Here is a 13,305-nt window from a genome sequence, read left to right on the forward strand (position 1 = left end):
AACTCTTTCTTGCTAGATTAACATATTTTTTGCTAAGTGCGAAACTCCTGTCTATAATAAAAACAGAACTGCCATTAAAATTTTGTCCTTTGACGGTCAAGGCTTTTGGCTATGCTCTAAACGCCTATCCAAAGGTAAATTTACCGCAAAACTTTTCCCATCTGATAATTCATCTTATCAAATTTGTTATAGAACCTTACACATTCTTATTCATAATGGTGATCCTAGTTCTGCCAAATTCTCTAATGATTGGCTTACTGTCGTTTAAGCTGCTGTCTCGATTAATTCCGTATTATTCATATATCTTGCATAGGCAAAAGGCGTATAATTCGCAGGACGCTTCTTTGCTTTGCTACTCTGCTCTTGTAGCCAATTTAAATATTTAAAGGCATTGATCTCGTTCTCACTACAAGTCTTTACTATACTATACAGACCACTATGTATCTCAGCACTATTGATTGTTTTAAAGAATAATGAATTCTTCCTTTGTAAAATAATGGTACGCAGTGATCTCTCAGCCCAATTATTATCAAGATTGCTAACTGGGATTTTTAAAAATTGGGTCAAACCTTCTTTATTATTTATCCAATATTTCATAGCTTGTCCAAGCCTACTATTAGGCTCAACTTTCTTGTCGTTAAATAATTCGTCTATTTTGTTATATATGTTTTCTATATATTTACTGCTATGTTCCTGATGATACCCAAGTTTTTCTTCAGGACTCATCTCTTTACATTGATGTTCATTGTGGTAAATCCCTCGTGTTTGTTTGAGAAAATATCCGCATTCTTCAGGGTAATATAGTTCATTCTCTGTAAATTTTCTCTGACCATGTGACAAACAATTGATCATCACTATTATTGCCAGTAATTCTTGATCTGCTTCTGATAATACCGGGTTATTATTGTTACTTGCGTCAGTCATTAATTGGATAGAATCTGTTCTATTCTTACGATTCTTTAGTACGTTACCTATATTTTCTCCACCATGCCTATTACCGGTAAAATATAAAACTATCACCTCATTATTTGCAGTCTTAGCACATATTGTAGTAGTATAACAGCTGCGTCCTTTCTTATTTTGAGTACGTAATTTCTAAAATCCTAGCTCTAGTATCATCAAGGTTCAGTGAACTACATTCGGCAGCCATTTCCAATAATACCCCGTAAATTTCAGCTCCACCACCTTCTTGCCAAACGAAACTGGACTGATTTTTCAAGACAAATTTTTCACTAATTTTGTTTCCCATTTTACATAATTTTTAAGCTGCATTTTGTAAGTAATCAAGATACACGTTCATCGGTTTTTTATAACCAATACTTGAATGGAATCTTTGATTGTTATATTTATCCATGTATTTATCAATACCATCTTTAAGTTCTGCGATATTTTTAAAATCATTTATAAATATACAATTATATTTTAAAGTTCTAAAAAATCTTTCAATCACAATATTATCAATGCTTCTACCCTTACCGTTCATTGAGATTTGTATATTATTCTCTTTTAGAATTCCCGTATGCTCATGTCCAGTATATTGACTACCCTGATCACTATTGAATATTTGTGGTGCAGGGTATTTATTCAGTGCATCTTTTAATACATCGGTTACAAGTGATGCATCCATAGAATTAGATACTTTATAACTTAGTATTGCCTTACTATGCCAATCTATAATCGCCACAAGATACATAAATCCTCCGTTAGTTCTAATATAAGTAATGTCACCACTCCACACTTGATTAACATAAGGTACATGAATAGTTCTATTCGTTCCTGATTTGTGCCAGTACGGCTCAAGCAAATAGCTATAAATTTTATGTTGACCATCCTTCACAGAAGTAGATTGCTTTTTATGAGGATGAATAGCTTCTATACCCATTATTCCCATATATTTAAGCACCCTATCTCTGCCCACATTAAAGCCGTCTTCCAATAATTGTTTGTATATATAACGATAACCATACTCAGGGTTATCCGTATATATTTCATCTATTCTATTTAAAATATCAAGATTATATAAGCTCATTACTTTAGCTTTATAATATACTCCAGATCTGCTTATCTTTAATAGTTCACATTGCCTTGTCTTTGCTAACGTACTCAGCTTGGGGTCGACAAGACTTTTCTTATTTGATAAGTCCAAGCTGTTTAGCTTTCCCACCGCCCAGTCCCTCTCGACTGTAGCCTTACCTAATGCTTTTGCAAGTTCATCGTTTTGATTCTTAAGTTCACTAATCTGCCCTTTGTACTCACTAACAGCTTTTGCTGGCTCAAATGCCAATGACGCATTATCTAAAAATTGTCGTTTCCAGTTTTGCATAGTTTTAGCCGTTACTTCATATTTGACCGATAACTGACCTATTGTTGATTCTTCTTTTAACATCTCTAATACTATTTTAGTTTTTGCTTCTGCACTAAAATTTTTAATTTGTTTTTTACCCATTTGTTTCTCTTTAATTTTATTTATTATTCTATACTTATTGAGAAACAAAAATACCTGCTTCTTTGTCTAATTTTTTCAGTCCATTATAAACATCTAAATATTGTTGCCAGAGCGAGCTATATGCCACAGGAACACCACTTAAACTTTGCAGCCTAGATAAACGGTAGAAAGGAGTACCATAGGTCTTTTGTAACACTATTGCACTTCTGCTACTATTTGTCCATTTGTTGATATTTTTATTGTTCATAACTATATAATCACAAGCATTACAACGTAGCGTTTTCTTTACATATCTGTTGACTGTAATTGGAGCATTACCTGTAAATTGTAGCAATTTTCTAGCTTCACTATTATATAGTTTGCCATTACAACAGTGAGGACAGCTATCACCACTACAAAAATTCTCAGGAGTTAAATAGCTGGTATTCGCATCCTTATAATCATCAAACCCATATTTACCTTGCCAATTACTACGATCTATCTTTTTGGGCTTATCGCACTCTTCTTCATTACCACCATTCCCGTTATCAGATTCACTTGGCGGTTCTTTTAATGAATCTGAACTATCTTTTTTTTGTTATCTGCCTTAAAACCAATCAGCATTTCCTTAAGCTTATTTATACTGATATTTGATGATGCTAGCTTGTCTATTAGCTCATTACAAAATTTCACAAGTTCTACTATCGTTTGCTGTTCATCTCCCGTTAATGAACTTTCCTTGACATGTTGTATTAGTTCTTCTCGTTCTTCAGCACTTAAGGTCGCTACTTTTGGTTTTTTCATTTGATTAATTATCATTATTATTAATATTTCAAATGTTATAATATAACTGGTACTTTTTCAACTAGTTTTTATTGTCCCACTTTGGGAGAAAAACCCCGCACTTGCAGTGCGTCGTTTCAACATAAATTTTAAATATCTTATCAAGAAAAGATAAGAATGAATCATACAGATATTTTTTAACAAAATCTTACACTTCACAGATATATTCTTTTTGTGTTGTGACACTTTCTAAATGAGCCATACACAAATAGTTTCTAACTTTTAAGTTAGTACATACATGAGGCATTCATGCCGTAATATTAAGCTCTGCACTTGCAGTGCAGAGTGGTTAACTACAAAACTTACGCTATGTTATCTCAAGTATGACTAAAAACCTTGGCTGAAAGCCATTTTTTCATAGTAAAGAATTTTAATAATATCTCAGTACAAAGCCACTTATCATAAAACATAGCGTAAGTTTTGATTAATCGGTGATATTTGCATAGTAGAAACCCAAATTTATACAATAAATTCATACTAGCAAAAAAATTAGATAGTGTTACGCAGTTTTGCTGCAAGTATACAATAGTAATAATCTCTGAGAGTCCTATACTGCAGCCCACTTTACGCTTACGGTTAGGATTTGGTAATATATATTTATTTCGCTCCGTATCAAAATGCTTGCAAAAATCATCAATTAAGCAGAAAATCTCCGTAAGAGGGATCATAATATATTCTCCAATTTTGTCATTATTATTAGAGAACTTTATAATCCCTCCCTTCTTAATTTTTAAATGTTCTTTCTTACGTCAAACTCAGGTTATATATAAGTAGAATATTATATGAGATTATTTGGTTATGCTAGAGTATCCACTTCCGATCAATCATTAGAAATACAAAAGCAAGCTCTTAAGAAAGCAGGAGTGCAAGAATCAAGAATATTTTTTGACAAACTAACTGGTAGTAATCTTGATAGGGAGGGACTAAACTTATTAATGGTTAAAGTTGAGGAAGGTGATTCAGTGTTAATTACTAAACTGGATAGATTAGGTAAGGATACTGCAGATATGATCAGCCTGATTAATTACTTTGATAAAATCAAAGTAGGAGTACGTTTCTTAGATGATGGTATTAGCACCGAAGGAGCAACTGGTAAATGGTAGTAACCATTTTATCGGCGGTAGCAGAAGCAGAACGTCACCGGATTTTAGAGCATACCAATGAGGGGCTACTTGAAGCAAAAATTAAGGGCGTAAAATTTGAAGCTAAACGCAGGGTTGATAGAAAGCAATTATTACAATATCATGATCAAGGTATTCGCGGCACGGTTTTAGCTAAGAAAATGAGTATTAGTCGTGCTGCTGTCTATAAAATACTTAAAGAAGAGCGAACAAATGTTGGTTAAATGATAGATTAACAAGTAAGTAGCAAGATGACAAAAAAACTTAAGCATGACAAGCTGTTTAAGCGGATCATGAGCAATGAAATAGCTGCCAAAGAATTCTTAGAGTATTATTTACCAAGTGATTTTAAAGAAAAGGTAGATTTATCAAAGATCACTATAGAAAAGGAAAGTTATATTGAAGAAACGTTGCAAGAGAAATTTAGTGATATAGTGTACTCTGTGAAAACTAAAAGTGACGATAGTGCCTTCATCTACATTTTGTTAGACCATCAATCAACAGTTGATTATTGGATGGCACTGCGTTTATGGAGATATGCCCTACTACTGTGTGAACGACATAAGAAGAATAAAGATAAGCTACCATTAATCTACAGTATGATAATGTATAATGGCAGAGAAGTGTATAATGCTCCGATGAATTTATGGGATTTGTTTGTTGATCCTGTACGAGCTAAAGAATTAATGACCTCAAATTATCAGTTAGTAGATTTACAGAGGATGTCGGATGATGAGATAGTACAGAAGAAACATTTAGGGATGATGGAATATGTGATGAAGCACATTCATCAGCGTGATATGGTTGCATTATGGGAGAAGTTTTTAGAAACATTTAAGTTAGAGATTGTAATAGATAAGGACAAGGGGTATATTTACATAAAATCGTTTTTATGGTACACTGATGCAAAGCTTCCTGAGGAAAGGCAGGTAGAACTAGAACAAGTACTAGCCAAATATTTATCAGAAGAAGAGACAGGTAATATCATGAGAACTATCGCACAGAAATATATAGAAGAAGGTGAGTTTAAAGGTATCAAAATAGGTAAAGCTGAAGGGAAAGCTGAGCGAAATATTGAAGTAGCAAAAAACCTTAAGAAAGCTGGAATATCTACTGAAATAATCTCTCAGTCTACTGGACTCTCCAATGAGCAAATTGAATCTTTAAAATCTTAAATAAGTTCGGAAGTGTAATATAGTGAGTTGACATTGTTATAAAAGGCGATACTATAATGTCATTATTAGCAACTATGAGTAATAGGATGACAACAAGAAGATATAGAATAATATATGAATAGTATGATCAGAAGAAACCCACTAAAACAATTTCAAGAGTAGAAGTACTTAATGGCGAGCTTAACGAACCAAGTAATTGTCTAGATTTTTCCATAGGTTTGGATAATCAAATTGCTTTAGTTCAAGGAGTACAGGATATAGTTTTGCAGGAAAATATTCAATTAATCCATAAACTAACAAAAGTTACTTGCCCTAAGTGTAAAATTAAAATGCATAAGACTGGTGTAAATAAATCTACTTTTCACGATGTTTTCACTGATCATTACATTGTAATATAGAGATTTAAATGCCATAATTGCGGATATGAAACGCACTCTACCGTCCGCACGTTATTGCAGGGCGTAATTTCTGGTGATTTAAAAAAATACAAGCTACACTAGGTGCTACACATAGTTTTAGAGAAGGAGAAAAAGTATTTGAATTATTTTCTGGTAAAGAACGGCAAATTAATAATCATAATCGTATTAAACAAGTTACAGAATCAGTTGGCAATGCTATTGAAGATATCAATGCTGATGAGAAGGAAATGCTCATTACTGAAGATGTTGTTGAACTAATATTAAATGTAGATGGAGGACATATAAAGACAACAGAGGATCAACGTAGTATGGAGGCTATGGTCGCTGTAGTTTACAAACCAGAATCTATAAAATCAAATAGTCAAGATACTAGGAATTATATTATAAGTAAGAATTATGCAGCGTCAATTAAGGATGATCGTCAAAAACAAATTATAAGTTCCACTATTATTGCAGCATTGAAACAAGGTTTAAGCCCAAAAACACATATTACCGCATTATGTGATGGGGCGGCAAATTGCTGGAATATAGCAAAGGCACTGGAGCCTTTGTGTGCTAAAATAACTTATATTTTAGATTGGTTTCATTTGAGTATGAAATTTGAGAATATATCGTTACCATTTTAGCAAAAGATGATATGGAGCTGGCTATAGAATTGTTAACAGGGAAATTACCGTTTCCTAAAAAATAAGTTTTATAAATAAAACGTTTAGTAATATGCCAATATTATGCTAAGTTTAAAGCAGTTGTAGAAATTTTTACTCAAGTTAAAAAATGCTAGCAGATAATTTAGATAAAGATATTGCTGATCAAGTTGAAACAGAAGAAGAAAGAGAAAATTGACTGGATCGGGAAGAATCTGCTAGAAAACTTAAGGCAATGATTTTTGTGGTTATACCAATTTTGATAGGTTTTTTTAACTTTATACTTTTAATACTTTGTCTTGACTTCTATAGTAAATTAAATAAGATACCAACACCGTGAAATATGTTAAAGGAATAGGTTGTGATAAATGAATACTCTTGTAATTAAGACTCCGATAGAAGATAAGAATAGAGTTTATTATTCATATTCTCCTGATAATAATATTGTGATTACTGGGAGTGCTGGAGAGGAATATTTATCGGGGGTGGAAGCGGACAAATTATGTGAATTGTTTATAGTAAAAAGTCTAAAAATACTAGGTAATGAAAATCAGCCTAATATCTTAAGCAATACACTAGTAGGTATTTTAAATGACATTAATACAAGACCCATGATTTTTAATCAGATAGAAGAAATAAGTATTGTCTTAGATAATTTTGGTACTGCCTGTATGAATGTATTACAACTGATATTATGTAATAATAAAACGTTAAATAAATTTCATTTAAAGAAAATAACTCCTGCATCTCAATACAAATTCCATGATATAAAATCATTAAGTGAAATTTTAAAAATACCGTCATTAAAGGATATAAAAATTAATTATTTTTTAAGTGATGACGCATTAGATCTTTTTCCAGGTAATACATACCCTAATATTACTATACTTGATTTGCATGAAGCATTTAATAGTAATGCTTATCAGTATCTGCATACAAATTTTTTAAAGATTACAGACAGTATCGAAAAAATGCCAAATCTGTCTAAACTCATACTCGGACATGCAAATTGTGGGCAGGACTGTCAAGAGCATAGAGATAGCTTAGTAGAATTTTTAGCACAATATCCTCTTGTGCCAGGAGTGGATAAACTAACTGCACTACTCAGATATGCACCTAATAGTAATATCCTACTTTCAGATTTTGAAGGAACTGCTATTATAGCCTATGATAATGATGGTAGGTCACTTTCAAATTTTTCAGTAACTGGTAGTCAGTTAGAAGCAATGGAGCGATCTGTAGGGCTAAGAGAGGGGATACTTTGGGATAATAATGGTAGAGCTTCATCAGTATCAAGTTCAGATTCTACTGTTATATACTATAATAATGGTAGAGCTTCATTAGCAAGTTCAACTTTTTCAAGTAGTCAGTTAGAAGCAATGGAGCGATCTGTGGAGCTAAGAGAGGAGATACTTTGGGATAATAATGGTAGAAGTTCAGTAATATCACTAGATTCAAATATCTCAGGTAGTTTTATGGCAGCAATATTGAATGAAGAAGTAATAAATCCCAATCGTTATTCAGATATGTTAGGTGAACTCTATCCAGAAAACTTAGCGATGTAGAGTCTGTCAGATTCTTTTTTTGAGTCTGTCAGGAAGTTTGTGTAAGTTGTGAAGTCAGTTAAGACTCAATAACAACCAGCTGAAGCTGGTGGGTTGATATCTAGACTGGAAGTCGCTATTACTCTAAAGAGATATTACTAATGCCTGTGCTGTCTCTCTGATCCTAATTCTTATAAGTTACCCTGCAATACTTTTGTAGCGATATTTAGTGATCCAAACAACATGAAAGCGATGGTAAAATACAGTGTGGCTAGTCTTGTTATAATCTGTCATATATGATATTTTAATATACATAAGAGCAAGCTCTTATGTATATTAAAATATCATATATTCAAGTTATAGTGAATTGAAATATTAGAACAAGGACTGAAGTCTTTCCCAGCTGAAGCTGGGGGTTTTAACCAAAAAGGTGACTATAAAATTAATTAAAACAACTTACATGGGGCTAATATGAAAAATAAGAGCAAGGTATCAAATAGGGATTAGAGAACTACAAAACTTTAGTAAAAAATGGGACGAAAAATATCCAGTAATTTCTGACATGTGGCAACGTCTTTGGTCAGGTATAGCCCCGCTTTTTAGCTTTCCTGAAGGGATTAGAAAGGCAATATATACTACTAATACTATTGAATCAGCCAATCGGCAAATCAGGAAGATTATTAAAAATAAAGGGGTATTTCCAGATGATAAATCAATTCAGAAAATAATATTTTTGGCATTGACAAACGCTCAAAAGAAGTGGACAATGCCAATTAAAGATTGGTCAGTTGCCTTGAATCAATTTGCCATACTTTGTGGTACTGATGACCAAAAATGGGCAAATGTCGATCAAAGATGGACTAACTCTGACATCATACTTACACAATCTTTATGATAGACCCAATCGTAATGCACTATTGACGGTAGCTACTTTTTACACATTTTGTATCTTAATTAAAATTGTCAATTACCTACAATCCCTTATATCCATTGGTTTTACAACTAATATTTAAACTTAGTCACCTTTTAAAAATTCCCCTCTCTTTTTATAGCTAAAAGTATCCTTTTTTATTTTGTGTTTTCTACTATCATATTGGAAAGTCATTTATAACCTTATTGTACGTCTTTTGAGCATCAGTTATCGATAGCTTAGAATATATCTCTAAAGATTGCCTAGATTCATGACCAGAATAAGGTTGTATCAAAGCATCATCAATACCTTGCTTTTTCATCCAGGTAAATAGAAAATGTCTTAATTTATGAGGAGTTATAGTATGATTCATATTGGCTTGTTGAGTATAAGTCATTAGAATCTTCCGAATACCACGCTCAGAATAAGGTTTATTGTCCCACTTTGGGAGAAAAACCCCGCACTTGCAGTGCGTCGTTTCAACATAAATTTTAAATATCTTATCAAGAAAAGATAGGATATTTTTTAACAAAATCTTACACTTCACAGATATATTTTTTTGTGTTGTGACACTTTCTAAATGAGCCATACACAAATAGTTTCTAACTTTTAAGTTAGTACATACATGAGGCATTCATGCCGTAATATTAAGCTCTGCACTTGCAGTGCAGAGTGGTTAACTCCAATTTGACTCAAATAAGTATTCTACTTTCTTCTTGTTCTTTATACTTTTAATATAAAGAGCTAACACTTCTCTAAAACCTGTTGGAAAAGGTACTATCCTGTCTTTTTTACCTTTGCCATCATTAATGCGTATCTGACACTTATTAAGCTCGACATCATCTGCTTTAATTTTTACCAACTCACCTACTCTAACTCCAGTATATAGCATTGTTTTTATTGTCCCACTTTGGGAGAAAAACCCCGCACTTGCAGTGCGTCGTTTCAACATAAATTTTAAATATCTTATCAAGAAAAGATAAGATAAGATAAGATATTTTTTAACAAAATCTTACACTTCACAGATATATTCTTTTTGTGTTGTGACACTTTCTAAATGAGCCATACACAAATAGTTTCTAACTTTTAAGTTAGTACATACATGAGGCATTCATGCCGTAATATTAAGCTCTGCACTTGCAGTGCAGAGTGGTTAACTATTATCATGTGCTTTATATTTTGGGTATCCCACACTACATCGTAATATTTTTTTATCTCTTCATCTGAAATACTAGAGTGGCTACTTTTTATCAAATAAAACCTAGATAATACTTAGCAATCAATTGACAAACTAGGCTAAAATGCATAGTGTGTCAATCACCACAATAAAAACGTTACTTTTTGCTGTGAAAAATATTAAATTTAGAGCTAGCTTTTTGCTAAATAAAATAAGGATATCAATTTATGTAACGTTGAAGATTATTAGGGTTACAGAGAAATAAGGCTTTAAATTAGAGAAGGGCTATACAAAAAATACCTTCTTCTGAAAAGCCTATCGGTATTATGGATATAAGGTATGCATTTCGCTTTTCGCATGTTCTGTTACGGTGGGCCTAATAGGTATGGAGCAAATCTTGAGAGGCAAGAGCTAGCAGTAGGGTTAGTAGGAAAAAGTTATGAGGAGATGGAGCAAATCCTGACAAGTGTGAGAGATAAATATTATACATTTGCTCAGGTTGGAGAATTAGTAAAAGCTAAGCAAAGAGCTAAAACGCCGGAGCAAGCGTTCAAAGCCTTAGAAAATGAGCAGAAATATCTAGCTAGTTTACGCGTTAATTGTAAAGAGTATGAGCATGATTATAAGGAGTATGATTATAATGGTGGTAGTCTGTTAAAGTCTATAAAGCATGCTTATCGTAATGAAAAAACAATGTATTTGAACAGTTGCATAAATTAGGATCGTATATTGATAGAACTGCAATGCAGCCTAGACAGATAACTAATACAATTAAGCATTCTACACATAGTGCTAGTGCGTTACAAAGTTTAATGCATGAATATCATAATCATGTAATTGATAGGCTAAAGCAACATTTAAATGATATTCACTCAGGCAAAGAGATGATAATAGAGGTTTTGTCGCATCTATAAATCATACTACATCAAGATTGTTAAAACTAAGGTTTTGGACATTATGATGCCATTAACATAGCAAAATTCTCAAAAGTAGAAAGATTATCATTAGCTCCAATTATTTGTCTTTTTTGCATCATACGAATATTTTCTATACCGGTAATAGTCATTTCTGCAGAATGAAAACTCTTAAAACCAAGCATTGGCTTTGTACGTTTTTTGATAAACCTAGAGTCTGTCCTATAGTTTGTGTAAGTTGCAAAGAAAGCAGTAAGAGATTACTGTAAAAAAAGTAACTTAAGCAAGCAAGGAGGAATTATGGCTAAAAAATTAGATACAGATAAAGATACATTAGACATCAGTAATCAGCTAGTAGAAGAATTATTATCAAAAGCAGATCCATCGGAGTTATTTGGTCGAGATGGTTTATTTCAACAGCTAAAGAAGCAAATAGTTGAGAAAATATTAGCAAGTGAGTTGGATCATGAATTAGGATATTCAAAACATAGCAAGATGCCAAAAGTAGATAATAATCGTCGTAATGGTAGCTATGAGAAGACAGTAATTGATGGGGATGGTCGTAAGCTGACAGTAGAAGTACCAAGAGATCGGGAAGGAGAGTATAATCCTCAATTAATACAAAAGGGCTGAGGAGATTTAATGGATTTGATGAGAAAGTGATATCCCTTTATGGTCGCGGTATGACAGTCAGCGAGATCCGAGGGCATTTAGAAGAAATATATCAAACTGATGTATCTGGTGACTTGATATCCACCATAACAGATGGGGTGATAGAAGAAGTAACTAGGTGGCAAAATCGTTGTTTAGATAGGGTGTATCCAATATTATACTTGGACTGTATCTATGTAAAATCTAGAGACAATCACATAGTAATAAATAAAGCAGTATATTTAGCACTTGCTGTAAATATAGAAGGGAAAAAGGAGTTACTTGGCATTTGGATAGGCAAAAATGAAGGTGCTAAATTTTGGATGCAAGTAGTTACTGAGTTAAAGAATCGAGGAATTGAACAAATTTATGTTGCTTGTGTGGATGGTTTAAAGGGCTTTCCAGAAGCTATAAGCAGTGTATTCCCGAGTACTATAGTACAATTATGTATTGTACATATGGTTCGCAATTCAGTAAAGTATGTGTCATATAAAGATTTAAAAGAGGTCACATCAGATCTAAAACAAATTTATACAGCTAATAATGACGAAATGGCACGTTTAAAACTTCAGCAATTTGGTGTAAAATGGGATAAAAAATATCCGGTAATTTCTGATATTTGGCAACGTAATTGGTCTGGGATAATACCGTTTTTTGCCTTTCCTGAAGAGATCAGAAAGGTAATTTATACTACTAACACTATAGAATCTGTAAATCGTCAAATTAGAAAAATTATCAAAAATAAGGGGGTGTTTCCAGATGATAAGTCAATTCAAAAAATAATATTTTTATCCCTACAAAATGCAGCCAAAAAATGGACCATGCCTATTAAAGATTGGTCTTTAGCTTTAAATCAATTTGAAATACTTTGTGGAGATTTTAAATATGATTTATTGGAAAATAAAAAATGAACTTACACAAATTAAATGATTGACTCTAAACCTATGATCTTGTTCTACAAGATTATTCAGGTATTTGGTCTGAATAACCTTAATTTTATAATCTTTAGGAACTTCTGTATTCAAATCATTAAGAGCAGCCGTATTACTACCGCTTTTATCAATTACTACTTTCTCAGGAAAATTATTCTCTCTAAAGGCTTTACGAAAAAATGCAAGTGCTGCAGGCTTGTCTCTATGCTTACGTAGCAGAAAGTCTACAGTATTACCAAGACTATCTAGTGCTCTATATAAATAAACCCATTTACCGTTTAATTTAATATAAGTCTCATCCATTCTCCAACTACTACCAACTGGCTTCTTTCTTTTTCTAACCACCTGATCTATCAATGGTACAAATTTTATAACCCATCTTTGTAATGTAGAGTGATCAATTTTTGCTCCCCTTATACTCATCATTTCTTCCAAATCTCGATAACTTAAAGAAAATCGGCATTTCATATAGACAAATAACATTATTATTTCTGGTGAAGAACAAAATCCTTTGAAATATGATAATAATCTTGCAGTAATACGAAACATC

General features: G+C 32.6%; 16 protein-coding genes and 4 pseudogenes. 8 read left to right on the plus strand and 12 right to left on the minus strand.

Features of this window, described 5'->3' with window-relative positions; genetic code table 11:
• The first annotated feature begins 22 nt into the window (after positions 1-22).
• A complete protein-coding gene (tnpB, locus tag AAHN00_RS11620; RefSeq protein ID WP_342272666.1) occupies positions 23-268 on the plus strand; it encodes an IS66 family insertion sequence element accessory protein TnpB in 246 nt (81 codons plus the stop codon).
• Here the strand turns inward: tnpB and AAHN00_RS11625 are convergent.
• From AAHN00_RS11625 to AAHN00_RS11655, 7 genes are all read right to left on the minus strand, one after another.
• The gene (locus AAHN00_RS11625; RefSeq protein ID WP_342272557.1) at positions 265-1,047 is read right to left on the minus strand and encodes an IS66 family transposase; all 783 of its coding nucleotides are present in this window, start codon (positions 1,045-1,047) and stop codon (positions 265-267) included. The genes tnpB and AAHN00_RS11625 overlap by 4 nt on opposite strands.
• A gap of 28 nt (positions 1,048-1,075) precedes the next feature.
• Positions 1,076-1,249 carry a hypothetical protein gene (locus AAHN00_RS11630; protein ID WP_342271343.1) on the minus strand — a complete coding sequence of 58 codons (174 nt, stop codon included), beginning with the start codon at positions 1,247-1,249 and terminating at the stop codon, positions 1,076-1,078.
• 12 nt (positions 1,250-1,261) lie between these two features.
• Complete coding sequence (locus AAHN00_RS11635) at positions 1,262-2,446, minus strand: IS3 family transposase (RefSeq protein WP_342270912.1); 1,185 nt, start codon at positions 2,444-2,446, stop codon at positions 1,262-1,264.
• 34 nt (positions 2,447-2,480) lie between these two features.
• A complete protein-coding gene (locus AAHN00_RS11640; RefSeq protein WP_342271344.1) occupies positions 2,481-2,780 on the minus strand; it encodes a hypothetical protein in 300 nt (99 codons plus the stop codon).
• Positions 2,781-2,995: 215 nt separating this feature from the next.
• The gene (locus AAHN00_RS11645) at positions 2,996-3,229 is read right to left on the minus strand and encodes a hypothetical protein (RefSeq protein WP_250310741.1); all 234 of its coding nucleotides are present in this window, start codon (positions 3,227-3,229) and stop codon (positions 2,996-2,998) included.
• A 57-nt stretch (positions 3,230-3,286) separates the two neighbouring features.
• On the minus strand, positions 3,287-3,454 hold the full coding sequence (locus AAHN00_RS11650) for a hypothetical protein (protein WP_342271345.1): 168 nt from the start codon (positions 3,452-3,454) through the stop codon (positions 3,287-3,289).
• Positions 3,455-3,585: 131 nt separating this feature from the next.
• Positions 3,586-3,936, minus strand: a complete 351-nt coding sequence (locus AAHN00_RS11655; protein WP_342271346.1) for a hypothetical protein — start codon at positions 3,934-3,936, stop codon at positions 3,586-3,588.
• A gap of 114 nt (positions 3,937-4,050) precedes the next feature.
• On the opposite strand from AAHN00_RS11655, the pseudogene AAHN00_RS11660 reads away from it, so the two are divergent.
• The 5 genes and pseudogenes from AAHN00_RS11660 to AAHN00_RS11680 all read left to right on the plus strand — a co-directional run bounded on the left by AAHN00_RS11660 (position 4,051) and on the right by AAHN00_RS11680 (position 9,066).
• Positions 4,051-4,613 (plus strand): annotated as a pseudogene (locus tag AAHN00_RS11660) (recombinase family protein).
• A 27-nt stretch (positions 4,614-4,640) separates the two neighbouring features.
• Positions 4,641-5,564 (plus strand): Rpn family recombination-promoting nuclease/putative transposase, encoded by a 924-nt coding sequence (locus tag AAHN00_RS11665; protein ID WP_342271347.1) that lies wholly within the window; start codon positions 4,641-4,643, stop codon positions 5,562-5,564.
• 646 nt (positions 5,565-6,210) lie between these two features.
• On the plus strand, positions 6,211-6,609 hold the full coding sequence (locus tag AAHN00_RS11670) for a hypothetical protein (RefSeq protein ID WP_342271348.1): 399 nt from the start codon (positions 6,211-6,213) through the stop codon (positions 6,607-6,609).
• 386 nt (positions 6,610-6,995) lie between these two features.
• Positions 6,996-8,192: a hypothetical protein gene (locus AAHN00_RS11675; RefSeq protein WP_342271349.1), complete on the plus strand. Its 1,197-nt coding sequence runs from the start codon at positions 6,996-6,998 to the stop codon at positions 8,190-8,192.
• A 481-nt stretch (positions 8,193-8,673) separates the two neighbouring features.
• Entirely contained in the window at positions 8,674-9,066 is a 393-nt protein-coding gene (locus tag AAHN00_RS11680; RefSeq protein ID WP_342272667.1) for a transposase, read from the plus strand.
• Positions 9,067-9,259: 193 nt separating this feature from the next.
• Here the strand turns inward: AAHN00_RS11680 and AAHN00_RS11685 are convergent, their stop codons facing one another.
• The 3 genes from AAHN00_RS11685 to AAHN00_RS11695 form a co-directional block, all read right to left on the minus strand.
• Positions 9,260-9,670 (minus strand): site-specific integrase, encoded by a 411-nt coding sequence (locus AAHN00_RS11685; RefSeq protein ID WP_342271350.1) that lies wholly within the window; start codon positions 9,668-9,670, stop codon positions 9,260-9,262.
• 87 nt (positions 9,671-9,757) lie between these two features.
• Positions 9,758-10,054: a tyrosine-type recombinase/integrase gene (locus tag AAHN00_RS11690; RefSeq protein WP_342271351.1), complete on the minus strand. Its 297-nt coding sequence runs from the start codon at positions 10,052-10,054 to the stop codon at positions 9,758-9,760.
• A gap of 113 nt (positions 10,055-10,167) precedes the next feature.
• Positions 10,168-10,335: a hypothetical protein gene (locus AAHN00_RS11695; RefSeq protein ID WP_342271352.1), complete on the minus strand. Its 168-nt coding sequence runs from the start codon at positions 10,333-10,335 to the stop codon at positions 10,168-10,170.
• A 262-nt stretch (positions 10,336-10,597) separates the two neighbouring features.
• Between AAHN00_RS11695 and AAHN00_RS11700 the strand changes: the two genes are divergently transcribed.
• On the plus strand, positions 10,598-10,978 hold the full coding sequence (locus AAHN00_RS11700; RefSeq protein ID WP_342271353.1) for a hypothetical protein: 381 nt from the start codon (positions 10,598-10,600) through the stop codon (positions 10,976-10,978).
• 235 nt (positions 10,979-11,213) lie between these two features.
• Here the strand turns inward: AAHN00_RS11700 and AAHN00_RS11705 are convergent.
• Positions 11,214-11,390: pseudogene (locus AAHN00_RS11705) on the minus strand (IS6 family transposase); the annotation flags it as partial.
• An 82-nt stretch (positions 11,391-11,472) separates the two neighbouring features.
• Between AAHN00_RS11705 and AAHN00_RS11710 the strand changes: the two are divergent.
• Positions 11,473-12,734 (plus strand): annotated as a pseudogene (locus AAHN00_RS11710) (IS256 family transposase).
• 27 nt (positions 12,735-12,761) lie between these two features.
• Here AAHN00_RS11710 and AAHN00_RS11715 read toward each other — a convergent pair.
• Positions 12,762-13,304: pseudogene (locus AAHN00_RS11715) on the minus strand (IS6 family transposase); the annotation flags it as partial.
• Position 13,305 lies beyond the last annotated feature (1 nt).

The sequence above is a fragment of the Candidatus Tisiphia endosymbiont of Parasteatoda lunata genome, assembly GCF_964030955.1.
Classification (GTDB): domain Bacteria; phylum Pseudomonadota; class Alphaproteobacteria; order Rickettsiales; family Rickettsiaceae; genus Tisiphia.

What these genes read in the sequence shown, in the direction of transcription:
- AAHN00_RS11670 (WP_342271348.1), top strand. Translation starts at nt 6,211, where the DNA reads ATGCTCATTACTGAAGATGTTGTTGAACTAATATTAAATGTAGATGGA.
- AAHN00_RS11630 (WP_342271343.1), bottom strand. Translation starts at nt 1,249, where the DNA reads ATGGGAAACAAAATTAGTGAAAAATTTGTCTTGAAAAATCAGTCCAGT.
- AAHN00_RS11685 (WP_342271350.1), bottom strand. Translation starts at nt 9,670, where the DNA reads ATGGCTCATTTAGAAAGTGTCACAACACAAAAAAATATATCTGTGAAG.
- AAHN00_RS11655 (WP_342271346.1), bottom strand. Translation starts at nt 3,936, where the DNA reads ATGATCCCTCTTACGGAGATTTTCTGCTTAATTGATGATTTTTGCAAG.
- AAHN00_RS11675 (WP_342271349.1), top strand. Translation starts at nt 6,996, where the DNA reads ATGAATACTCTTGTAATTAAGACTCCGATAGAAGATAAGAATAGAGTT.
- AAHN00_RS11665 (WP_342271347.1), top strand. Translation starts at nt 4,641, where the DNA reads ATGACAAAAAAACTTAAGCATGACAAGCTGTTTAAGCGGATCATGAGC.
- AAHN00_RS11645 (WP_250310741.1), bottom strand. Translation starts at nt 3,229, where the DNA reads ATGAAAAAACCAAAAGTAGCGACCTTAAGTGCTGAAGAACGAGAAGAA.
- AAHN00_RS11700 (WP_342271353.1), top strand. Translation starts at nt 10,598, where the DNA reads ATGCATTTCGCTTTTCGCATGTTCTGTTACGGTGGGCCTAATAGGTAT.
- AAHN00_RS11635 (WP_342270912.1), bottom strand. Translation starts at nt 2,446, where the DNA reads ATGGGTAAAAAACAAATTAAAAATTTTAGTGCAGAAGCAAAAACTAAA.